General features: G+C 41.7%; 25 protein-coding genes. 17 read left to right on the forward strand and 8 right to left on the reverse strand.

Features of this window, described 5'->3' with window-relative positions; translation table 11 throughout:
* The 5 genes from arlH to ACZ5NL_RS01835 are packed head-to-tail and all read left to right on the forward strand — an operon-like array spanning position 1 to position 6,596.
* On the forward strand, positions 1-696 hold the full coding sequence (gene arlH, locus ACZ5NL_RS01815; protein ID WP_464842643.1) for an archaellum protein ArlH: 696 nt from the start codon (positions 1-3) through the stop codon (positions 694-696).
* A 1-nt stretch (position 697) separates the two neighbouring features.
* Positions 698-2,323 (forward strand): type II/IV secretion system ATPase subunit, encoded by a 1,626-nt coding sequence (locus tag ACZ5NL_RS01820; RefSeq protein ID WP_464842644.1) that lies wholly within the window; start codon positions 698-700, stop codon positions 2,321-2,323.
* A gap of 9 nt (positions 2,324-2,332) precedes the next feature.
* A complete protein-coding gene (gene flaJ, locus ACZ5NL_RS01825) occupies positions 2,333-4,042 on the forward strand; it encodes an archaellar assembly protein FlaJ (RefSeq protein WP_464842645.1) in 1,710 nt (569 codons plus the stop codon).
* Positions 4,039-5,970, forward strand: a complete 1,932-nt coding sequence (locus ACZ5NL_RS01830) for a hypothetical protein (RefSeq protein WP_464842646.1) — start codon at positions 4,039-4,041, stop codon at positions 5,968-5,970. The genes flaJ and ACZ5NL_RS01830 overlap by 4 nt, the downstream gene beginning before the upstream one ends.
* Positions 5,967-6,596 carry a DUF257 family protein gene (locus ACZ5NL_RS01835; protein WP_464842647.1) on the forward strand — a complete coding sequence of 210 codons (630 nt, stop codon included), beginning with the start codon at positions 5,967-5,969 and terminating at the stop codon, positions 6,594-6,596. Before ACZ5NL_RS01830 ends, ACZ5NL_RS01835 begins: the two co-directional genes overlap by 4 nt.
* Here ACZ5NL_RS01835 and ACZ5NL_RS01840 read toward each other — a convergent pair.
* Positions 6,593-7,468 carry an AEC family transporter gene (locus ACZ5NL_RS01840; RefSeq protein ID WP_464842648.1) on the reverse strand — a complete coding sequence of 292 codons (876 nt, stop codon included), beginning with the start codon at positions 7,466-7,468 and terminating at the stop codon, positions 6,593-6,595. The genes ACZ5NL_RS01835 and ACZ5NL_RS01840 overlap by 4 nt on opposite strands.
* Positions 7,469-7,585: 117 nt before the next feature.
* Here ACZ5NL_RS01840 and ACZ5NL_RS01845 point away from each other — a divergent pair, with 117 nt between their 5' ends.
* A complete protein-coding gene (locus ACZ5NL_RS01845; protein WP_011011653.1) occupies positions 7,586-8,287 on the forward strand; it encodes an IS6-like element ISPfu5 family transposase in 702 nt (233 codons plus the stop codon).
* Positions 8,288-8,301: 14 nt separating this feature from the next.
* On the opposite strand, the gene ACZ5NL_RS01850 is transcribed toward ACZ5NL_RS01845, so the two are convergent.
* Positions 8,302-8,718 (reverse strand): hypothetical protein, encoded by a 417-nt coding sequence (locus ACZ5NL_RS01850; protein ID WP_464842649.1) that lies wholly within the window; start codon positions 8,716-8,718, stop codon positions 8,302-8,304.
* A gap of 1 nt (position 8,719) precedes the next feature.
* Positions 8,720-9,064 carry a cupin domain-containing protein gene (locus ACZ5NL_RS01855; protein ID WP_464843519.1) on the reverse strand — a complete coding sequence of 115 codons (345 nt, stop codon included), beginning with the start codon at positions 9,062-9,064 and terminating at the stop codon, positions 8,720-8,722.
* A 61-nt stretch (positions 9,065-9,125) separates the two neighbouring features.
* On the opposite strand from ACZ5NL_RS01855, the gene ACZ5NL_RS01860 reads away from it, so the two are divergent.
* The 4 genes from ACZ5NL_RS01860 to ACZ5NL_RS01875 all read left to right on the forward strand — a co-directional run bounded on the left by ACZ5NL_RS01860 (position 9,126) and on the right by ACZ5NL_RS01875 (position 13,379).
* On the forward strand, positions 9,126-10,727 hold the full coding sequence (locus tag ACZ5NL_RS01860) for a carbamoyltransferase family protein (RefSeq protein WP_464842650.1): 1,602 nt from the start codon (positions 9,126-9,128) through the stop codon (positions 10,725-10,727).
* 79 nt (positions 10,728-10,806) lie between these two features.
* Positions 10,807-11,976, forward strand: coding sequence for a pyridoxal phosphate-dependent aminotransferase (locus ACZ5NL_RS01865; RefSeq protein WP_464843520.1), 1,170 nt, complete (start codon positions 10,807-10,809; stop codon positions 11,974-11,976).
* A 58-nt stretch (positions 11,977-12,034) separates the two neighbouring features.
* Positions 12,035-13,024 carry an AIR synthase family protein gene (locus tag ACZ5NL_RS01870; protein WP_464842651.1) on the forward strand — a complete coding sequence of 330 codons (990 nt, stop codon included), beginning with the start codon at positions 12,035-12,037 and terminating at the stop codon, positions 13,022-13,024.
* 31 nt (positions 13,025-13,055) lie between these two features.
* Positions 13,056-13,379, forward strand: coding sequence for a hypothetical protein (locus ACZ5NL_RS01875; protein ID WP_464842652.1), 324 nt, complete (start codon positions 13,056-13,058; stop codon positions 13,377-13,379).
* On the opposite strand, the gene ACZ5NL_RS01880 is transcribed toward ACZ5NL_RS01875, so the two are convergent.
* Positions 13,363-14,184, reverse strand: a complete 822-nt coding sequence (locus ACZ5NL_RS01880) for a hypothetical protein (RefSeq protein ID WP_464842653.1) — start codon at positions 14,182-14,184, stop codon at positions 13,363-13,365. The genes ACZ5NL_RS01875 and ACZ5NL_RS01880 overlap by 17 nt on opposite strands.
* Before the next feature lie 59 nt (positions 14,185-14,243).
* Between ACZ5NL_RS01880 and ACZ5NL_RS01885 the strand changes: the two genes are divergently transcribed.
* Positions 14,244-14,465 carry an LSm family protein gene (locus ACZ5NL_RS01885; RefSeq protein WP_152878875.1) on the forward strand — a complete coding sequence of 74 codons (222 nt, stop codon included), beginning with the start codon at positions 14,244-14,246 and terminating at the stop codon, positions 14,463-14,465.
* Positions 14,466-14,470: 5 nt separating this feature from the next.
* Complete coding sequence (gene mobB, locus ACZ5NL_RS01890) at positions 14,471-15,205, forward strand: molybdopterin-guanine dinucleotide biosynthesis protein B (RefSeq protein ID WP_464842654.1); 735 nt, start codon at positions 14,471-14,473, stop codon at positions 15,203-15,205.
* Here mobB and ACZ5NL_RS01895 read toward each other — a convergent pair.
* Positions 15,202-15,603: a M67 family metallopeptidase gene (locus ACZ5NL_RS01895; RefSeq protein WP_464842655.1), complete on the reverse strand. Its 402-nt coding sequence runs from the start codon at positions 15,601-15,603 to the stop codon at positions 15,202-15,204. The two genes, mobB and ACZ5NL_RS01895, sit on opposite strands and share 4 nt — an antisense overlap.
* A 143-nt stretch (positions 15,604-15,746) precedes the next feature.
* On the opposite strand from ACZ5NL_RS01895, the gene ACZ5NL_RS01900 reads away from it, so the two are divergent.
* Positions 15,747-15,890 carry a hypothetical protein gene (locus ACZ5NL_RS01900; protein WP_464842656.1) on the forward strand — a complete coding sequence of 48 codons (144 nt, stop codon included), beginning with the start codon at positions 15,747-15,749 and terminating at the stop codon, positions 15,888-15,890.
* Between the two features lie 25 nt (positions 15,891-15,915).
* On the opposite strand, the gene ACZ5NL_RS01905 is transcribed toward ACZ5NL_RS01900, so the two are convergent.
* Positions 15,916-16,626 (reverse strand): 2,3-bisphosphoglycerate-dependent phosphoglycerate mutase, encoded by a 711-nt coding sequence (locus ACZ5NL_RS01905; RefSeq protein ID WP_464843521.1) that lies wholly within the window; start codon positions 16,624-16,626, stop codon positions 15,916-15,918.
* 176 nt (positions 16,627-16,802) lie between these two features.
* On the opposite strand from ACZ5NL_RS01905, the gene ACZ5NL_RS01910 reads away from it, so the two are divergent.
* The 4 genes from ACZ5NL_RS01910 to ACZ5NL_RS01925 are packed head-to-tail and all read left to right on the forward strand — an operon-like array spanning position 16,803 to position 19,217.
* The gene (locus ACZ5NL_RS01910; RefSeq protein WP_464842657.1) at positions 16,803-17,033 is read left to right on the forward strand and encodes a PspC domain-containing protein; all 231 of its coding nucleotides are present in this window, start codon (positions 16,803-16,805) and stop codon (positions 17,031-17,033) included.
* On the forward strand, positions 17,008-17,451 hold the full coding sequence (locus tag ACZ5NL_RS01915) for a PspC domain-containing protein (RefSeq protein WP_464842658.1): 444 nt from the start codon (positions 17,008-17,010) through the stop codon (positions 17,449-17,451). Before ACZ5NL_RS01910 ends, ACZ5NL_RS01915 begins: the two co-directional genes overlap by 26 nt.
* Positions 17,452-17,454: 3 nt before the next feature.
* Entirely contained in the window at positions 17,455-18,324 is an 870-nt protein-coding gene (locus ACZ5NL_RS01920) for a hypothetical protein (protein ID WP_464842659.1), read from the forward strand.
* Positions 18,325-18,329: 5 nt separating this feature from the next.
* Complete coding sequence (locus tag ACZ5NL_RS01925) at positions 18,330-19,217, forward strand: triphosphoribosyl-dephospho-CoA synthase (RefSeq protein WP_464843522.1); 888 nt, start codon at positions 18,330-18,332, stop codon at positions 19,215-19,217.
* Here ACZ5NL_RS01925 and ACZ5NL_RS01930 read toward each other — a convergent pair.
* Both ACZ5NL_RS01930 and ACZ5NL_RS01935 read right to left on the reverse strand, forming a co-directional pair.
* Positions 19,207-19,491, reverse strand: coding sequence for a family 4A encapsulin nanocompartment shell protein (locus ACZ5NL_RS01930; RefSeq protein ID WP_464843523.1), 285 nt, complete (start codon positions 19,489-19,491; stop codon positions 19,207-19,209). The two genes, ACZ5NL_RS01925 and ACZ5NL_RS01930, sit on opposite strands and share 11 nt — an antisense overlap.
* A gap of 33 nt (positions 19,492-19,524) precedes the next feature.
* Positions 19,525-19,923 (reverse strand): OsmC family protein, encoded by a 399-nt coding sequence (locus ACZ5NL_RS01935; RefSeq protein WP_464842660.1) that lies wholly within the window; start codon positions 19,921-19,923, stop codon positions 19,525-19,527.
* Positions 19,924-19,944: the final 21 nt, after the last annotated feature.

The raw sequence follows: 19,944 nt of genomic DNA on the forward strand, positions 1-19,944 counted from the left end.
ATGGCACATTTACTGAAAATTCAGATACCCAATGATGAGCTTCACAGAAGGCTTGGAGGTGGTATCCCCTCTGGTAGTATAATTCTAATAGAGGGGGACAGGGGTACTGGTAAGTCCATCTTCTCTCAACGCCTTGCTTATGGATTTTTGAGAAATGATGTTTCTGTCAGCTATGTCTCAACCCAGCTCACCACTCCTGAATTCATAAACCAAATGGAATCACTTGGTTATAGTGTAATTCCCTTTCTGATAAAGAGAAAACTGCTTTTTGTTTCCCTTTATCCCCTCCTTAGTAGTGTTTCTAAAAGAGAGAAATTCCTACCCAGATTTTTGAGCGAGGAGAGACTATGGGAGAAGGATGTTATTATCATAGACTCACTTGCTCCTATTCTGCCCCCAAAATTGAACGAGGATACGCTCAGGCAGTTTACCGAACATCTTAAAAAGCTCAGCGCCTTAAACAAGGTGATAATACTAACCTCAAGCCCCAATGGCATGGATCCTTCTATTCTTTCCGTATTGGAGGAGATTTCTACAATGCTGATAAGGCTCCAAGTTAAGGTTTTTGGAGGGGATCTAAAGAATTCAGCGACAATCGTCAAGTATAACAACGCCATGGGGATTTTCCAGAAGATAATTCCATTTAGAGTTGAACCAAAGGCAGGATTTATCGTAGAGATAGCCGCGGTGGTGTGAAATGGCCGAGAGGATCAGCGAAACCCTCGAAACTGCAATGGCAAGAAATCCCCACCTAAGGGAATATGTTGAAGACTTCGTTAGGAAATACGGCAAGATGCCCGAGTTCCATGTTCAGCTTAGCAGAGACATGAAGGAAATAAAATACCCAAACATAATATACCCGGTTGGAGACCCAATTTTTGTTCACATTTACGGGGATCCAAAAACCGAGAAGAGGTATATCGTAATAGAACCCAAGATCCAAAATGCAGAGGAAAAGGCAAAGTACGAGTTGATAAAGGAAAAAATTCTTGAGTTGGCCCCCACCAAGGTTATTCCAGAGGAAAGGGAAGAATTTGAGGTATTCTTAGACGAGCTCTATAACGAAGCCCTAAAGAAAATCAATGGTGGAGGGCTATTTTCCAGAAATAGTGTAAAACTAACTCAAAGAGAAATAGAGAAGTTTAGGTATCTGCTGAAGAGAGACATAATTGGGATTGGGCCTTTAGAAGTTTTAATCCGAGACCCATATATTGAGGATATACACATAATAGGTGCCGATTACATCTCCCTGATACACAAAATCTTCGATGCACTTCCTACTAACATAACTTTCGAGAGCAACATAGCCCTTGCGGATTACTTTAAGGCCTTGAGTGAGAGAATTGGAAGGCCAGTAAGCGACAAAAACCCGATTGTTGATGGAACCCTCCCAGATGGTTCAAGAATAAACATCATATACAGCCCAGACGTCAGCATAAAGGGCCCCTCGGCAACTATAAGAAAATTCTCCGCAACTCCTTTGAGTGTTGTTCAGCTCGTAAAATGGAACACTTTCTCAGCTGAAATAGCAGCTTATCTGTGGCTTGCCTTGGAGTATGGGATGAGTATCTTTGTGTGTGGAGAAACAGCGAGCGGAAAAACTACGACTTTGAATTCTATCATTCCATTCATAAAACCCCAAGCGAAGATATTCACCGCAGAAGACACTCCAGAAGTTGTCGTACCACATCCAACATGGCAAAGGCTAACAACAAGAGAGAGAGGCCCCGAAGAGAGCAGAGTAACACTTTTTGACCTCCTTAAGGCTGCTTTGAGATCAAGGCCTAACTACATTATAGTCGGTGAGATAAGAGGTGCAGAGGGAGCAATAGCATTCCAAGCAATGCAGACAGGTCACCCGGTTATGGCAACATTCCACGCGGGTGATGTTAAGAAGATGATACAGCGTTTCACCGGACACCCGATAAACGTTCCCGTAACTTTCATAGATAACCTCAACATTGCCCTCTTCCAACAAGCAGTGTACGTAAGAGGGAGGTTCCTGAGGAGAGTCCTCAACGTTGTGGAGATAGAGGGATACTATGAAGAACTTGGAGGAGTTGCCACGAGAAGTGTTTTTGAATGGGATTCAGTTAGCGACAAGCATATCTTTAGGGGAATGAACAACTCTTACATTTTGGAGAGAAAAATAGCTGAGGTAGCGGGGTATGAAGATCCAAAAGACATCTATAATGAGCTGTTCTTGAGGGCAAGGATAATCCAGAGAATGGCAGAATTGGGAATAACGGATTACTGGGACGTTTATCGGGAAATAAAGAACTTCTACGAAAAGGGCATCCAAGGACTAAGCTTTAGGATCTAGGTGGTTAAAATGCCAAAACAAAAGGCCAACATATTTGTACAGGCGGATTTGGACATGAAAACCTATGTAAGAAAAATATTAGTGCCAAGTATAGCGGCTAGTGTAATCCTTTTTGTCGTACTTTCATTTCTCACAACGTTTATCTCTCTCTCATCTATAATCAGAATAGCACTCTATGCAATTCCCCTGCTTCCAATTATTTATGCCGTTATGCACCCTTACTCTGCCGCAAGCGGAAAAAGGGTCAAAATAAATTCAAAAATTCCCTACTTTGTGACGTATTTTGCCGTTCTATCAACAAGTGAGGTCGGCAGAAACGAGTTAATCTTAAATCTAGCAAAGGAAAAAGTCCTTGAGCCCATTTCCAGAGACATGGAGAAAATTTATTATTTGATAGCAAAGTTCAACAGAGGAATGCCAGAAGCCTTTAGGTTCCTCGCAAAAAGGACACCGAGCAAAGTATTCTCGGACTTTCTTGAACGGCTTGCATATTCCCTTGACAGCGGTGTGGAGTTGAAGGACTACCTGTTGCAGGAACAGAAAATTGTGATGGATGACTACCAAACATTCTATGAAGGAGCCCTCTATGACTTGGATGTTTTTAAAGAAGTCTACAGCTCACTTATAATCTCCGTGGTGTTTATGGTTACCTTCATTATAATAGGGCCTATAATAACTGGCCAAGACTTGGTAACCCTGACGATCTTCACTTTCATTCTGGTTATGGTGGTTGAAATAGGAGTTCTTATCCTAATAAAGCACAAAATGCCCGAAGACAGCATATGGGCCAGCAACGCCATGAATGCAGAGAGAAAGGCTAAAGTTATCAGGGGAGCCTTAATATCTATTATCGGGACTGCAATCGTCGCCCTTTTGTATCTTCTTCTATTAAGGACGCGGTTTAATATTCCAACAGAGATAGCCTTAGCAATGATTATGAGCCCCTTAGCTTATTTGGGCTATGTTCTCACAAAAGAGGAAGAAAACATTCTGATAAAAGACGAAAACTTTCCGGCATTCATGAGAAGTCTCAGCTCGTCACTTGCAGCAAGTGGAGCCTCTATGGCACTTGTTTTAAAATATCTCAGTTCTCATGACTTCGGAACATTAACAAAGGACATTAAAAACTTGAACAAGAGAATATCCCTAAAAATAGACGATACGAAATCCTGGAAATATTTCGTTTCAGATACGGGAAGCTGGCTTATAGACATCTTCTCAGATATATTCAGAAAAAGTCTCCATCTTGGAGCAGATCCAGACTACGTGGGTAGGGTGATTTCAAACAACTTTGAAAGGCTTCTCAGGTTAAGGAGGAAAAGAAAGCAGAGTGTTGCAAGCTTTAAAGGTGTAATATATGGTGTTACGGGAGCATTTGCGTTCTCAGTTGCAGCTGCGTTCCAAGTTGCAGTCTACATGACCCACCTGTTCTCCAACATTCAGCTTCAAGGAGAGTTCATCCAAGATATCCTTTTTATACCAAGTGCGGAGGGCCTTCAGCTAACCAACTACATTCTGATCTCAATACTCCTGCTGCACTCATTAATCTCAGCATTTTCAATAAAAATTGCAGACGGTGGACATCTGGGTATAGCCCTCTATTACTTTGTAATACTCGCATGGATGTCCGCCATAGGCCTTTATCTTGGCGAGTTCGTAATGGGGAAGATGATGAGCTTTTCAGGGATGATACTGCCTCTAATGGGGGTGGGATTGTGAAAAAGCTCTTTATGATTTTTCTCTTAATCCTTCTATTCCCATATGCAAGTGCACAGTCAGTTTTCACTGGATGGATTAAAGTGCCCTCCCATGTGGGAATAGAAGGAAAGGAAATAGAGCTCAAAGACGTCTCATTAGATGGTAGGTTTCTAGTGTTAACCCCTGAAGGCAACTTTCTGGCAACTCCTGGAAATACTGTTAATACAAGTATCTATTCCCTTCGCCTCATTTCAGGCTTTGTAAAAGAAGATGGAGGATATGCAAAGCTGAACATCACATTTCCATACATACTAGAAAATCAAACTCTGCTGCTTGGAGATTACAAAATCTCGCTAATAAGTGTGAGCGACAACGGGGCAAAGATAAAAGTGTCTTATAAAAATATGTCAAAGGAAATCCTATACAGTGGAGGAAGAATTGAGTTCAATGAGCTTAGCGGCTCATTTACAATAATGCCAACTATATTCGACGGTTATCTCTACAGGGGGAGTAGCAAAGAGATTTATGAGTGGAGAGTGAAGTTCGAAGACTTCAACATAACAGAAGTCAACGGAGAGCTTAGAGAGTTTGTTGGCATATCCATAAATGGGAAAGAACACTGGGTCGAGGTAGGAAAAACAATAGATGCTGATGGAATCATAATAGAAGTAAAAGACCTTATCGGATCAAGTTACCTGAGGGTTGTAATAAAATTAAAAGGAGTGTACGCGACATTATCAATTTCTCCTTCAGTGTATAAAGAGGTGGAAGAGGGGAAAGATATCCAAATAGGGCCGTATTTAGTGAGAGTTGAAAAGGTGTTTTCAGAAGGAGCTTATGTGACTATAAGAAATTCCTGTGGAATGATTCTCAAAAGCGAAGGAGTGTATATTGGAAATGCCAACACACTAATCTCCTATGGAGGGCTTTACATAGGAGTTGAGGGAATAAAAAACCTGAGAACAAAGAAAGTTGTAGCTTTAGTTGGATTTCTTGAAAATGAAAAAATCCCGAAACCAGAAGCGGATGTTTTTGTGAATGTCTCCTTCTCAACCCCCGAAAAAGCATTGCAATTTGAACCCTTCAACGCCACTGTAGTAATTAAAAACGAGGGAGAAAAAGACCTTCACTTCGTTGAGATAATTCCCAACCTTACCAATGGATTTAGAATAATAAACCCCTACCCAGTATACATTCCAAAGCTTGAAGCAAAAGAGAGTATTCGTTTCAACCTAACCATCTTACCAGAAAACTTCGGATTTCTTAAGCTGGGTTCCATAAAAGTGCGTGGAAACGTTCCTTTCCAGCTATCGTGCAATGGTTTTGCCAGGATATCATTTTCATCAGAGATCAGATGGATAAATGTTGAAAATGCATCTCCTTATTATTTGATATCAATCCAAGACTCTAATGGAAGCATTGGAAAGCCTATCCCTCTAAATGTTACTGTTGCAAACAAGGGAAATACACACGGACCGTTTACTATTACAATTGCCCTACCAGAACATTTTGGAATAATAGGAGATAAACTAACAGTCTCTGGAAGATTTGCATATATAACCGACTCTATAAAGCCCAGAGAAAACAAAACATACAGCTTCTTCCTTATTCCAACAAAAGAAGGGGAATTTGAAGTGCTTGTAGCACTCAAAGAGAGGGATTACATAACTAAGAACTCCACCATAGTAAAGATCGAGGCTCCAATGAATCTTCAAAACCCCAAAACATCCGAGGAAACCAAAGAAGCTGAAACTCCATCAAATTCCACAGAAATCGTGAAAACTTTCACAAAAACTATCACTCATACAGAAATTAAAAACACTACCATAGAAGTTTTCCCGACAAAACAGAAGCTCCTTTTTGCAGGAGGGGGGTTTGTAGGAGGAATAATTTTCATATTGCTGCTAGCTTGGATCGCAGCAAAACTTGAAGAGAGGAGTGGGAGGTGAAAGCCTTGAAATTCAAAAACATTTGGGAATTCCCAAAGTTTGGAGAAACTGTGCTTTTAGAGTATCCGTCCTCAACACTGCCATATAAAGAACTAGTGGAGCTAATAACCTGGGGGAAAGAAAACAAAATTCCAATTGTGGTGGATGACGTTCTTGATACCCTCTATGTTTACAAAACTCACATGGAGCTTGCGGGTATTGATGCCGATATTTTAGACGATGTCAGGGTTATCAAAACTGGAGGTCGACTAGAGGTTGGAAACGTTATAAAGAGGTTCCGCGTCAGCGATATAATGTCCCTAATCCAAGAATTTGAGACAAATTATGAAGTCCTTCTTTCTGAAATGGAACATGCAATTGTTCCCGTGCTTGGGATTGAGAGACTGTTTCTGCTTGCAGATTCAAAAATAGAAGTATTAGCCTTGGTAAACATGCTGACCAGATATGCTGGGAGCAGAAGAAGAACAGCATTTTATTTCACTAATATCGATGTCCTAAAGAATAGTGTCCCTTACGTTGTCCCACTGTTAGAGGAACTGGCAACAACCGTCCTGCAGATACATAAAAAGGACGATGAAATAATTCCCAAAGTCGAGAAATCTATATCGGAGGAGGTGGAAGTTTAAACAAAAGTCCTGAGCACCAAAAACAAGATCAAAACTGCGATAGTTAGTACAATCGTAACCCCTATTCCTTCTTCCTCCCTGAGTCTGTAGTGGGCTAAAATTGCGTTTGCCATTATTGCAGGGGGCATTGAGGCCTCAACCAACACCGCATAGAATATTCCTGAGCTCGTTTTTAATGTTAAAATCACGAAAACAAACGGCAGAACTATTCTAAACATTCCCACTTCAAGAAGCTTTCTCCATTCAAACTTCTGCAGGTTTACGCGGGAACCAAAGTAAATCAAGATTAGAGGGATGCTCCACCAGCCGATTTTGTTCATTAAGCTCAGCACCTCCGAGGGAAGCTTAACACTGAGCAACACAAAGAAGAGGGCAAGTATGTTGGCACTTGTAGGCGGAAACCTAAGCGCTCTTACGATGCTTTCCCTAAACGAGGCTTTTCCACTCGAATAATGTGCAGCAACGAACGTCGCTAATGGAAGGACTATTAAGGTGTTTGTACTTGCATAGATTATTGCAGGAGTCAAATCGTCTAAAAATAGGCTCGCTATCGGGAATCCCATTGCGACTGTGTTTGGGTAAGTTGAGAGTATCATCAAAGCCCCTTGCCATTTTTTATCCTTTACAAAAAACCTCGCATAGAGAAAGGACGCCCCAAGACTGAGGGCAATAACTAAGAAGACGTACAAGAACACAATCTTAATCTCCATCAGATAGGCGATATCCTTCGAGGCAACGTTTGAAAAGACATAGAGAGTTAAAAGCACTTGGGATGCAAATTTGTTTAAATAAACAAAGGGCCTTTCAGATTTTATCATCCTTCGAAGGATTAGACCAGTGCCTATTAAAGCAAGCATTTCGTAAATGTTCATGCTCTTAGATAAAAAGAAGGTTTAAAGAATTTTTCGATTAACTGGTTGACACTGTCAGGATAAGCAGTGGGACGTTAGGTTTAAGTTTCTGATACCTCTTCAGAAAAGGGGAGAGAAATGAGGACTGAAACCATTATTTACTTACTGGTTTCAGTCTTAAAAACCTTTCGCCGGAACAAAATCCCAGCAAAAAAGAAAACCAGGGCAATAAACCTGTACCTGCACGGACTAAGTTACAGACAGGTAGGAACAATCCTCGAAATCAGCCACACAACAGTCTGGGAAACAGTCCAAAAATTCGCGAAAGCAGTTTACCAGCCGAAAATCCTCGCAGTCAAAAAACAGAGAAACTTCATCGCAATTGACGAGACAGTGATAAAGATCAACGGCCAGAAGAGATTTCTCTGGGCTGCAATCGACGTTGAGAGCAAAGAAATCCTAGCAGTATGGATTACAAGCGTTAGGAACTGGTGGATTGCCAGGGACTTCATTCTAGTTGTTTTGAAATCCTGCGAGGGACAGCCAATTTTCCTGGTTGACAAAGGGCCGTGGTATAAATCAGCGTTTAAATCTCTCGGGCTGGATTATCTGCATGTGACTTTCGGGCCGAGGAACTGTGTTGAGCGCTGGTTTAGGACTGTTAAAGAGAGAACAAAGCGTTTCTGGAATAACTTCAGGGCTAGAGACTGGAGGAGGGTTCACAGGTTTGTTTTTCTGTTTTCATTCTGGTATAATTTTGTTAGAATTCATTCTCGGTTTGGTGGACCGCCTGGTGATGTGACTGAATGGCTTCAGGAGGTGATACCCCAGTTATCCTGACAGTATCAACTGGTTCATTCCACTTCCTTTTTTAAATACTTTTCATACAACCTTTTTAGGTTTTCAAGTTCCTCAATATCTTCAAAAAACCCAAGCTTTTCATAAAATGTCCTTAAACTCTCGATATTCCGAAGTGAGCTTCTAAATTCCTCAGCAAGGGCTTTCTCATTAACATTTACCCCCTCTCTCATTAATCTTTCTTCGAAGTCATCCCCAAGCTCAAAAACATCTTTCCCATGAATTCCAAAGAGCAAATAGGGAATATCCAACAACTTAAAAGCTGCTAGAAGATACCCAAGTCTTTTCAAGTCTGATTTATTAGATGATGATACGTAAAGGTACTCAAGTTTTTCATTAAAATACACCAGCAAATACCATGATTCCGGAGATAGGGGAAAACTTTCGGCTTTCTCCTTTCTTACCCTGCCCATATCAATCACTCAGCCAGACGCTGTCTTCTCCAAAGTAGTTCAGCTTAACAACGAAGAGCCTAAATGGTTCTTCCCTTTCGTTTACGACCCAGTGGATTTTCTTTGGTTTTACAAGGTAGATATTCCCTGGTCTGGCTTTGTATTCCTTTTCTCCAATGCCCAGCTTTGCTTCACCGCTGATTATGTAAAAAAGCTCGTATTGCTTTTCATGATAATGCTTTGGGACAATCTGCTTTGGCTTTATTTCGACTATCTGAGCGTAACTACCCTCGGGAAGCTCGCCCTCAAACAGCGGTGCTTTTCTATATGTCCCCCTATCAATAAACTCCCTGACCTCTGCCCTCATTTTAATCCCCATCTCACATTATCAAAGTTATGTTTAAAAATCCTTCATTTAATCCCAAAACATGATTGTACTTGGAGTGCACGATGGACACGATGCTGGAGCAGTGCTCTTCAAGGAAAAGGAGATCTATGCTGTAAATGAAGAGAGATTAAACCGGATAAAGAAATACCGCGGATTTCCAGAGCTCAGTATAAAGAAAGTTCTAGAAATGGGGGAAGTAAATCCAGAAGAAGTGGACATAATAGCAGTAGCGGGTCTTTTCAGGAAGCGATCACGATTGTTAGAACTTGAGAGAAATCTCAAATCCATATTTGGCAAAGATTTCAAGAAAAAGGTCCTCTTTGTCGAGCACCACCTTGCCCATGCCTCCTCAGCTTACCTCACCTCGGGATGGAGAGAAGCCTTAGCTCTAAGCATAGATGCCGCTGGAGATGGATTAAGCTCTTCCATCTACGTTGGAAGAGAGGGCGAGATGATCAGAATAGCTCAGAGCACCTATTTGGACTCTCTTGGAGACTTCTATGCATCAGTCACAGAACTTTTGGGCTTTAAACCGATGAGGCACGAAGGAAAGGTCATGAGCTTGGCAGCTTATGGTAAGCCATCTTACGACCTCTCCAACATAATAGAGCTGAGCGGGCTGAGTTTTGAGAACAAGCTAAAGGTAGTTGGCATTGAAGCCACAAAAAAGCTCGCTGAACTTTTCGACTATCCCTTATCAAGAGCCAGAGAAATCGCTCAGCAGATGAAAAAAGGCAACCTAGATGGGGAATTGCAAAAAAAGGCAATAGAAATCGCCTCCTCAGCTCAGGCATATCTTGAAAAGATTATCGAGGAGCTTGGGTTAAAACTTAGAGGTTATGACTTAAAACTTGCCTACGCTGGTGGGGTTGCACAGAACGTCAAGGCAAACGCCGTTTTGAGGAAGTATTTCCCCGATCTCTGGGTATTCCCAGCAATGGATGATTCTGGCTTAGCTTTTGGTGCTGGGGCTTTTGTCAAGGCACAGTTCGAAAGGCTTGATGGGAAATGGAAGCCGTTTGAGCTGGAGCACGTGTACTTGGGACCATCCTATGATGAGAGCGAGATTGAAGAGCTTTTAAGAATAGAGGGAGTCAAATTTGAACACCGGGAGGACGTTGAGGAATTTGTAGCAGAAATGCTTCTGGAAGGAAAGATTATAGGCTTTTTCCAAGGAAGAATGGAGTACGGACCAAGAGCACTTGGCAATCGATCTATCCTTGCAGATCCAAGAAACAAAGAGGTGGTAAAAAAGCTTAATGAAGCTTTAAACAGAGATGTCTTCCAGCCCTTTGCTCCTTCAATGCTGGAGGAGAGGATTGAAGACTACCTTAAGGACCCCTACCCAAACAAGTTTATGACGATGAGCTACAAGGCAACAGAAAGAATGATTAGGGAGGCTCCAGCAGTTGTCCATGTTGATAAAACAACAAGGCCCCAAACTCTTCTTAAATGGGACAATCCACGCTATTACACCATAATAAAACGCTTTGAAGCAGAAAGTGGGGTTGGGATGGTTCTAAACACGAGCTTCAATATGCATGGAGAACCGATAGTTTGCTCTCCAGCAGATGCTCTAAGAACATTCGAAAAAGCCAAGCTCGATGCTCTTATTTTGGAGAACTTTGTTGTCTATCAATGAGCCGTTCTATTCATCGTTGCCAAATATTTCATGTCGGTAAAATTATAAACATCAAGGAGAAATCTTACTGGTGAAGATTATGGCGCTGAGTGACAGGCTCGAAATGGTAAACCCTTCTGAAATAAGAAAGCTTTTTGATTTGGCTCAAGGCATTGAGGGAATAATCTCACTTGGAATTGGAGAGCCGGACTTTGACACACCGGAACATATAAAGGAATATGCAAAGGAAGCCCTTGACAAGGGACTAACACACTACAGCCCAAATATAGGAATTTTAGAGCTTAGAGAGGCCGTTGCAGAAAAGTTCAAAAAGCATAATGGAATTGATGCAGACCCAAAAACCCAGATAATGATCACCGTTGGCACTAACCAGCAGATCCTAATGGGGCTTTCAACTTTCTTAAGGGACAATGAGGAAGTTCTCATTCCTTCTCCAATGTTTGTCAGCTATGCCCCAGCAGTCATCTTAGCAGGAGGAAAACCTGTTGAAGTCCCCACATACGAGGAAAATGAATTCCGCCTAACCGTTGACGAGCTCGAAAAACACGTAAGCCCAAGAACAAGAGCCTTAATCATAAATACTCCAAACAATCCGACAGGAGCAGTGCTGACAAAAAAAGATTTGGAAGAAATTGCGGATTTTGCCGTGGAACATGATTTGATGGTTTTGAGTGATGAAGTTTATGAGTATTTTGTCTATGACGGCGTCAAAAACTATAGTATTGCTTCTCTAGATGGCATGTTTGAAAGAACCATAACAATGAACGGCTTTTCAAAGACCTTCGCAATGACTGGATGGCGCTTGGGCTTTTTAGCTGCTCCAGAATGGGTTGTTGAAAAGATGGTTCGCTTCCAGATGTACAACGCCACATGCCCGGTAACATTCATCCAATATGCAGCTGCAAAAGCCCTAAGGGACAAGAGAAGCTGGGACGCTGTAGAGAAGATGCGTAGAGAATATGAGAGAAGAAGAAATCTTGTTTGGAAAAGGTTGAACGAAATGGGCCTTCCAACGGTTAAACCAAAAGGTGCGTTTTACATCTTCCCAAGGATCAAAGATACAGGCTTAAGCAGCAAAGAATTCAGCGAGCTAATGATAAAAGAAGCAAAAGTGGTTTTAGTTCCGGGAAGTGCATTTGGGCAGTCTGGAGAGGGCTATGTGAGGATAAGCTATGCCACAGCTTACGAAAAGCTTGAGGAAGCAATGGACAGAATGGAAAAAGTGCTGAAGGAGAAAAGGCTTGTTTAACGCTTGATTTCTGGGTAACCTTTTTATCTTTTCTATCTCACTTTGATGGGGATGAAAAATGCTTCCGGGAAAAGTTCCTCCAGAAGTGCTTGAAAAAATTGTATTTAACCGCCTAGGAGTTGAAGATAAGAGGGTTATAGTAAAATCTGGCGTAGGGATTGATGCTGCTGCAATCGAGTTTGGGGAGAAAGTTCTCATTGCCTCAAGCGATCCCATAACGGGAGCGGAAAAGCATATAGGGTTTTATGCAATAAACGTGAACGCAAATGATGTTGCAACATTTGGAGCTAAGCCGAGGTGGTTTTTAGCAACAATCCTGCTGCCAGAGAATGCTCATGAGAATCTTCTCGAAGAAATAATGGAGGATATGCACAAAAGTGCTGAAAAGCTCGGCATTTCAATAGTCGGTGGCCACACAGAAGTGACAGTTGGACTAAACAGGCCGATAGTCATCGGAACAATGCTTGGCGAGGTCAAAAGGGAGAAGCTAGTAAAGTCCAATGGTTCAAAGGCTGGAGATGTCATAATCTTGACCAAAGGAGCGGGAATTGAAGGAACAGCAATAATAGCAAGTGAAAAGGAGAAAGAGCTGAGAAAGGTATTTGGAGATGAGTTGGTAGAGAGGGCAAAACGATTTCTGGAAGAGATCAGTGTTGTAAAAGAGGCATTAATCGCTGCAGAGATTGGGGTTCACGCTATGCATGACCCAACGGAAGGGGGAATAGCGAATGGATTTCATGAGATGGCGGATGCCGCCAGACTGGGATTTAGAGTTTACTACGATAAGATCCCCATAGCGGAAGAGACCAAAAAAATGTGCGAATACTTCAACCTGGATCCCCTAGCCCTGATAAGTTCAGGTTCCCTCTTAATAGCGGCGCCAAAAGAGAAAGCCGAAAAAGTCGTGAACGCAATAAGAAAAGAGGGAATTAAGGTAGCAATAGTTGGGGAGTTCCTGGAAGACAAGAACGTAAAGGTTCTCGTGAAGGATGGAAAAGAGATTCCACTAAAGAGACCAGAAACAGACGAGATCTGGAAACTCTTTTAAAGATTTTTCTCTTACTATCAATGGTGGTTAAATGGCCGATGTAGAGATGGCAAAAATCCTAATAAAAGTTGGAGGGATTTTAAGCGTTATAGAACCATTTCTTATAGCGGCTCTCCTTTTGCTCACAGTGATAGGAATTTTGTTTGCACTGCCATTTGCAATACTCGGTTACTGGATATTTAAAAGATCAGAAGAAGCTCTTGAACTGATCGAAAACAAAGAATACAAAAAAGCAAAAGACAAACTTTTAATTCCAGCAATAATTGCACTAATTTTAACCAGCAGGGCTGGCGGGATCTTAATGCTCATTGGCCTAGCACTGCTGCCTTCAGAGAATTCTACCTCAACTTCCTAACCTTCCCACCCTTTATGTCTATTCGCCCTTCTTTTTCCAGCATTCTTAAAATCTCTTCGAATGCCTTCTCGTTCATCACGTTTATTATCATGGTGCCCTTTTCAGTGGGTATCTCCATGGGCATTGCCTTAAGAAATGCCATGGTTAGGTCTTCTTTGGGGATCTTGTCATTGCCAAGGACATTCAACACCTCGTTGGCCACTATTCCCCTTGAGATGAGAGCAAAATAAACTCCCATAATCATCTCTTCTTCAAAGTACTTCGCAGCTATGTGCATTGCTCTGTTGATTTTTTCTATTTCGAGTTCCTTAATCTCTATTTCATATTCGGGAACTAGATCAACAAAGGCAAATTGCTTTGCTATCTTCTCGATCCTCTCGAGATTTTTTGCAATTTGATATGGAAATCTGAACTGGAATTTGAGTTTTGTAACATCAACACCCTCTTTTAGCTTTGCTTTGTTCTCCTCAATGATAACTGCATCATTTTTAAATAATTGATCGAGAACATCGCCCATCCAGTACCCCTCTTGAAGGAGATGGTTCAATTCCTCACCCTTCTTAAGATGCTCAAGTGCATGGTTTATTTGTTCCTTAAATGTGAGAAAGCCTTCAAGAAGTAGCTCCTTCTCCTCACCCTCAAAAGACTCTATAGCATTATTTATCTCTTCCAGCGTTCCTTCAATCATGTAGCCTATAAAGGCTTCATACCCAAGTCTTTCCATGACAGCAAACTTAATTCCTTCCCTCTTAAGCTCGTTTAAAAAGGCTTCTTTCACAACCTCATTCTTTGTAAGCAACCTCATGCGACCACCAGATGGAAAAGGCTAAAAGTTATTTATAGTCTTTTTGTATGGGTGAGAACATGAGCGAAGAGAAACCCCTTTTGCTGGACAAAACCCTCGAAACATGGAAAGGTAAACGCGTGGCCTTAGCGGTCAGTGGAGACCATTCTTTTACTGGAGTGCTAAAAGATTTTGATGAGGAAGTAATAGTCTTAGAGAACGTTGCCGATGTCGTTGGAAATAGAGGAAAAGCCCTGGTAGTAAAGATAGATGATATTAACTGGATAATGCTCCTAGAGTGATAAAAATGAGAGCAGTTGCGTTTGTAGGGTTTAAAAAGAGCGGGAAAACCACTGCAGTGGAAAAAGCTGCAAAAGAGCTCAAAAAAAGAGGCTATAAGGTGGGAGTAGCAAAGAGTATGCACACAAACTTTGATAGAAAGGAAAGCGACACTTGGAAGCTAAAGAGAGTGGCCGATTATGTAGTAGTGAGAGCCCAAGACACAGATGCTCTTCTTTTTGAGGCAAAGGACTTAAACGCCCTTCTTTCAACGATGCCAGAAGTAGATTTTCTCCTCCTTGAGGGCTTCAAAGATGCCAAGCATTTGCCTAAGGTAATATGTGCCAGAAGCGAAGAGGAAGTAAAAGTACTGAACGATGGGCTTGCAATAGCTGTTAGCGGTGTTATATCAAATGAAGCCAAAAGCATCGAAGGTCTCGAGGTGATAAACCCTCTCGAAAATCCCGGAAGACTGGCTGATTTAATAGAGGAGAAAGCGTTTATGCTGCCTAACATTAACTGCGGATTGTGTGGATTTGACTGTTATGAAATGGCAAAGCTCATCGTAGAGGGCAAAAAGAGCACAGATAACTGCGTTGTCTTGAATTCAAAACCAAAAGTCATTGTTAGGGTCGATGGAAAAGAGCTCCCAATGAAAGATTGGGTTCAGGAGGTTGTAGAAAAAACCATTAAGGGCATGCTCTCTGCCATGAAAGGCTACAAAGAAGGAAGAAAAATAGAGATCATAATTCAGGGAGACTAAATCACCTCTACATTAACTTCTTTTATCTGACCGTTTTCAAGAATAAACGCCCTATACTCCCCAATGTTATTCACTATCAACCATACGTTTCTCCACAAGTCCATCCCTCTCAAGTCCCTAGATGAGGGATACGGTGGACAATTAAGGTGAGAGTGGAATATTCCAACGACTTCCTTTCCCTTTTCTTCAGCTTTTTCAAGAACCTTGAGCGTCTCTAGAGGATCAATTTCAAACCCAACTGGAGAGTTTAGCCGATTTTTTGCAAAGGCCACATATTCCACAAAAGCTTCTCCTCCTTTTATCGTCCCTATCAAAAATCCGCATATTTCAACTTCGCTCTCTCTGGCCTTGGCTAGGATTTCCTCCAAATGTGCACGTTTTATGGAAAGATTCCTCATGAGTGCTTCTTTTCCTCAGATCTTTAAATCTTTTTTGTTCATTAATGAACAAATTAATACAGAAAAGCTTATAAATGTGTTTACAATCATCAAGGTTTGGTATTCCTGTATTATCACTTGAAGTGATACAAGGGGTGAAAAACATGCTCGCGAGAATAGTATACTACAAGAGGAATTCCATACCCGAAGAGGAGATAGTTGTGGTTAGCGGAGTGGAAAAGGCCCTCAAAATAGCGAGAGAGAAGTCGGGGAGAGATATTATCGGATTTGAAGTTGAGATAATTTGATTATGATCGCCTTCTTCTCCCCCTTTTATTCTATGTGAAGACTCCTATCATATCCCCACTCATAGAGATAACCTACCCTCTCAAGTTTTCCTTCGGAGTACTCATAAACAAGCGGTACCCCGGTAGGGATATTAAGCCTCAAAACCTGCTCTTTAGTTAGCTTTTCTATGTGCATGACTATTGAGCGCAGGCTATTTCCATGGGCAGAAACAAGCACGTTTTTTCCCTTTTCAAGCTCAGGGATTATTTTTTTCTTAAAGTAAGGAATTGTTCTTTCAGCAGTGTCCTTAAGGCTTTCCCCTCCAGGTGGGGCTATGTCATAGCTCCGCCTCCACAACAAAACCTGTTCTTCCCCATAGATTTTCTTCGCCTCATCCTTGTTAAAACCCTGCAGTTTACCATAATAGCGCTCATTGAGATGCCACGACTTATAAACTGGGATGTAATTTTTCCCGTGTTCCCCATATACTATTCCCCAATCTTTCATCTTTCCTTTTTCATGCTCTATCTTTGGAACTCCCGATGTATTTTTGCTCATAACGAGCATTGCAGTCTGGATTGCTCTTACAAGCTCTGAGGTAAATACCACGTCTATCCTCCAGCCTTTTAGAAGCTCTCCAGCCTTTAAAGCCTCTTCAATACCCCTTTCACTTAAAGGCACATCAACCCAGCCTGTGAAAAGATTTAGCTTATTCCACAGACTTTCGCCATGTCTTATCAGTATAAGCTTGCTCATTAGGCTCACCTAAAAATTGTTGGTGGGTTAGTATAAAGGTCTTTCTGTTCAAGAATGAGGGGAGGATATTTTCTTTTGACCATTGAAACTCGTAGTAACACTACACTTGTAAAAGATTAAAATTATATAGGGGAACGAACAATCCCAGTATAGGTGTCAAAGACGAGGTGAGTTTGATGGAAAAGAGGCTCTACAGAAGTAAAAGGAACAGGATGCTTTTTGGAGTCTGTGGAGGGCTTGCCGAGTACTTTAACGTGGACCCCACCCTTGTCAGGATACTTTTTATAATCCTGCTTCTGGGAAGTGTAGGGACTGCGATATTGTTGTACCTTTTATTAGCGATTGTAATGCCAGAGGAACCTGAAAATGGAGGTGAGTTAGGTGGAGAAGAGACTCAAGAGGAGTAAAAGGAATAAAATATTTTTGGGAGTGTTAGGGGGAATTGCAGAATACTTAGAAATTGATCCCACAATAATCAGAGTGCTTTTTATACTCCTCTGCTTGATCGAGCCAGTTTTCGTTCTGGCGTATTTCCTAATGGCCATTGTCATGCCTGAAGAAGAGGAAGAAGTGATAACTGCAGAGAAGATCCCGGAAAAAGTCGAAAAGTTAGCTGGGGAGGCTGGAGAAAAAGTTGAGGAATTAACCAAAAAAGTCCCAAAAGTGGAGAAAAGGGATGAGACCAAACTTTTTGGAATCGCCCTTGTCCTTCTGGGCGCGCTACTACTCCTGAAGGAATTTATCGACCTCCCATTTTTGGGTCTTAGAGAGGTTGTAGCAGTCCTCATACTTGTTTTAGGTTTATACCTAGTAGTGAGGGGATGAAAAATGAAAAAACTTCTTGGACTCTTTTTAACCTTTTTAGGCCTGCTAATCCTTTTAAAAAGCATCAGACCAGATTTGTACAATTACCTCCTCCCATATGCACCCTATATCAGAGAAGCATTTTGGGGAGTATTGCTTCTTGCTGCAGGACTTTATGTACTAATCAAGAACAAAACCGCAAGAACAATCCTAGCACTGGCACTTATTCTATATTTGGCCATATTTCTCGTAACTCCCGGCTCATATTATTCATGGAGATTTTCCTCTAGAGATGCCGGAGAGATCTCACTGCTCGGAGAATTTAACTCCTCGGAGATACTGATAGAGAACATTGCCGCAAAAATAACAGTAGAACGAGGATCAGGAGATGCAATAGAAGTTCTCAGCAATCTGCCGGTGAAGATAGAGAATGACGAAACTTTGAGAATTTCATGCGCTGAATGTGGAGACTATGAAAATGGAAAACTTCTGATAAAAATTGGAGAAAGCAAAGTAACTTCATTAACCCTAAGGAACACAGTTGGGGACGTAGACCTTGATTTAGGAGAGATCTCCTCGCTTACATTGGACAACGTCGTTGGTGATGTCACTATCTTAGGGGTATTCAGCTCACTCGTTGCAAGGAACTTCATTGGGGATATGGGAGTAGAGCTGGAAAGATGCCCAGAAATAGAAAGCAAAGAGTACTGCTCCCAAATTGAGATATACAGGGGAAGTGGGGAAGTCAATATTTCCGTTCCAGATCGCACTAAGGTAGTTCCCATAATTGAAGGCTCTCTAACTTCGCTCACCATAAACAAAGGATTTGAAACCGGGGAGAAAACACTAAAACTAACAGTTAAAAACTTCATTGGAAAAATAGTCGTGGAATGATGAGCATGGAGAAGTGGGAAGTAGTCAAAGCCTTTATCCTCGGTCCTCTGCTCGAAGCTGCAATACCCAAACCAGGCAACGTAAACCGATATAGAGACTTTGAAGACCTTACCCTCTACCATTTTCTTTTTGCAAATACCTCTGTCATAGACGTTCTCTTTGAGGCTGCAGAAAAGGGTGAATTAATTAGAAAAGGCAAAATCTCCCCAGAGGAAGCCGGAATAGGGGTGTTGATAAGAAAAGCCATTGAAAACTCCAAGAAAGTCCAAAACTCAAACCCCAATTTTGGAATAATCACCCTCGAAATCCCACTCATAATCGCACTAACTTGGGCAGACAACATTGAAGCAGCGGAAGAAGTTAAGAGTGTCATTGCCTTTTCCTCCCCGCAAGACAGCGTAGAATTTTACAAAGCCATAAGAACCGCAAATCCAAAGGGAGTTAAGAAAGGTGTAAAATACGACGTTTATGATGATGCATCCTTTGAGGAGCTTCTCAGAGATAAGATCAATCTCAAAAAACTTGCCGAGATTTCAAGCGAAAGGGAGCTAATTTTTAAGGAATGGCTCACAGGTTACAGGCTCAGTTATTCAACTTTTTACAGGCTTAAAGACCTAACCTCCAATCTTTCGCTTGAAGAGGCTACCATCAAGGCATTTCTTGAGCTTCTCTCTCGCCATATAGACACCCTAATCATGAGAAAAGCCGGAGTTGAAGAGGCGAAGCTCGTTCAAAAGAAAGCAAAGGAAACGCTTGCCGGAAAGCTCACTCTTGAAGAGTTTGATGAATTTTTAAGGGAAAAGAAAGACCTGAGGAATCCTGGAAGCTTAGCTGATATAATGGCGGTTTCACTTAGCTTGTTAATCTTAAGCGGCTACTCCCTTACTCTTTGATGATCTTGATCCTTTTGGCTCCTCCAAGACCCATGCCTAGGACTTTCGAGTCAATGACAACGGCATCTTTCCCAAATTCTTCAACAACCTTAACTTTGAGCCCGGAAATTTCAGAAACTGCATCCTCCCCCCCAAACTCTTCATTGACCTGTTCTTTTAAAAACTCGTAAGCTTCCTTTCCAAAGAGCACCAAATCTGGCTCAAATCCATCCATCTTAAGCTCGTTAGCCTTTTCCTCAACGGCACTTAGAACCCTAATAAGCTCCCCTCTCATCCAATTCACCACAATATAATGGGAAAAAGAGACTTAAACTTTTTCCCTAATAATCTCATAGGAGTAAGTAACTTCAGTTCCGCTGAGCTTCAGATGAGCTGAGGCGGAGCAGTACTTTTCCTGGCTAAGCTCTATAGCCCTTTTTGCTTTTTCCTCATTTACATTTCCATAAATTTTATAATGAATGTGGACTTTGGTGTAAATTCTCGGATGTTCTTCTCTTCGCTCTCCGCTTATCTCGACCTCAAGATTCTCAAGAGGCTCGCGCATCTTTTGGAGGATTATTACAACATCTATAGCCGTACAACCAGCCACGCTGAGGAGAAGTGTTTTCATCGGTGAGATGCCTTTCTCTCCAAAGAGTATCTTTCCACCCTCTTCTGTAAGCGCTTCAAACTTAGAATCTCCTACCCATCTAACCTTTCCCTTCATAAAACCACCACTTTGAGATGG

The organism is Thermococcus aegaeus (assembly GCF_055393685.1).

Excerpts from the sequence above, each read along its gene's own strand:
- arlH (WP_464842643.1), top strand. The coding sequence starts at position 1 with ATGGCACATTTACTGAAAATTCAGATACCCAATGATGAGCTTCACAGA.
- ACZ5NL_RS01820 (WP_464842644.1), top strand. The coding sequence starts at position 698 with ATGGCCGAGAGGATCAGCGAAACCCTCGAAACTGCAATGGCAAGAAAT.
- flaJ (WP_464842645.1), top strand. The coding sequence starts at position 2,333 with ATGCCAAAACAAAAGGCCAACATATTTGTACAGGCGGATTTGGACATG.
- ACZ5NL_RS01840 (WP_464842648.1), bottom strand. The coding sequence starts at position 7,468 with ATGAACATTTACGAAATGCTTGCTTTAATAGGCACTGGTCTAATCCTT.
- ACZ5NL_RS01845 (WP_011011653.1), top strand. The coding sequence starts at position 7,586 with ATGAGGACTGAAACCATTATTTACTTACTGGTTTCAGTCTTAAAAACC.
- ACZ5NL_RS01850 (WP_464842649.1), bottom strand. The coding sequence starts at position 8,718 with ATGGGCAGGGTAAGAAAGGAGAAAGCCGAAAGTTTTCCCCTATCTCCG.
- ACZ5NL_RS01855 (WP_464843519.1), bottom strand. The coding sequence starts at position 9,064 with ATGAGGGCAGAGGTCAGGGAGTTTATTGATAGGGGGACATATAGAAAA.
- ACZ5NL_RS01860 (WP_464842650.1), top strand. The coding sequence starts at position 9,126 with ATGATTGTACTTGGAGTGCACGATGGACACGATGCTGGAGCAGTGCTC.
- ACZ5NL_RS01865 (WP_464843520.1), top strand. The coding sequence starts at position 10,807 with ATGGCGCTGAGTGACAGGCTCGAAATGGTAAACCCTTCTGAAATAAGA.
- ACZ5NL_RS01870 (WP_464842651.1), top strand. The coding sequence starts at position 12,035 with ATGCTTCCGGGAAAAGTTCCTCCAGAAGTGCTTGAAAAAATTGTATTT.
- ACZ5NL_RS01875 (WP_464842652.1), top strand. The coding sequence starts at position 13,056 with ATGGCCGATGTAGAGATGGCAAAAATCCTAATAAAAGTTGGAGGGATT.
- ACZ5NL_RS01880 (WP_464842653.1), bottom strand. The coding sequence starts at position 14,184 with ATGAGGTTGCTTACAAAGAATGAGGTTGTGAAAGAAGCCTTTTTAAAC.
- ACZ5NL_RS01885 (WP_152878875.1), top strand. The coding sequence starts at position 14,244 with ATGAGCGAAGAGAAACCCCTTTTGCTGGACAAAACCCTCGAAACATGG.
- mobB (WP_464842654.1), top strand. The coding sequence starts at position 14,471 with ATGAGAGCAGTTGCGTTTGTAGGGTTTAAAAAGAGCGGGAAAACCACT.
- ACZ5NL_RS01895 (WP_464842655.1), bottom strand. The coding sequence starts at position 15,603 with ATGAGGAATCTTTCCATAAAACGTGCACATTTGGAGGAAATCCTAGCC.
- ACZ5NL_RS01900 (WP_464842656.1), top strand. The coding sequence starts at position 15,747 with ATGCTCGCGAGAATAGTATACTACAAGAGGAATTCCATACCCGAAGAG.
- ACZ5NL_RS01905 (WP_464843521.1), bottom strand. The coding sequence starts at position 16,626 with ATGAGCAAGCTTATACTGATAAGACATGGCGAAAGTCTGTGGAATAAG.
- ACZ5NL_RS01910 (WP_464842657.1), top strand. The coding sequence starts at position 16,803 with ATGGAAAAGAGGCTCTACAGAAGTAAAAGGAACAGGATGCTTTTTGGA.
- ACZ5NL_RS01920 (WP_464842659.1), top strand. The coding sequence starts at position 17,455 with ATGAAAAAACTTCTTGGACTCTTTTTAACCTTTTTAGGCCTGCTAATC.
- ACZ5NL_RS01925 (WP_464843522.1), top strand. The coding sequence starts at position 18,330 with ATGGAGAAGTGGGAAGTAGTCAAAGCCTTTATCCTCGGTCCTCTGCTC.
- ACZ5NL_RS01930 (WP_464843523.1), bottom strand. The coding sequence starts at position 19,491 with ATGAGAGGGGAGCTTATTAGGGTTCTAAGTGCCGTTGAGGAAAAGGCT.
- ACZ5NL_RS01935 (WP_464842660.1), bottom strand. The coding sequence starts at position 19,923 with ATGAAGGGAAAGGTTAGATGGGTAGGAGATTCTAAGTTTGAAGCGCTT.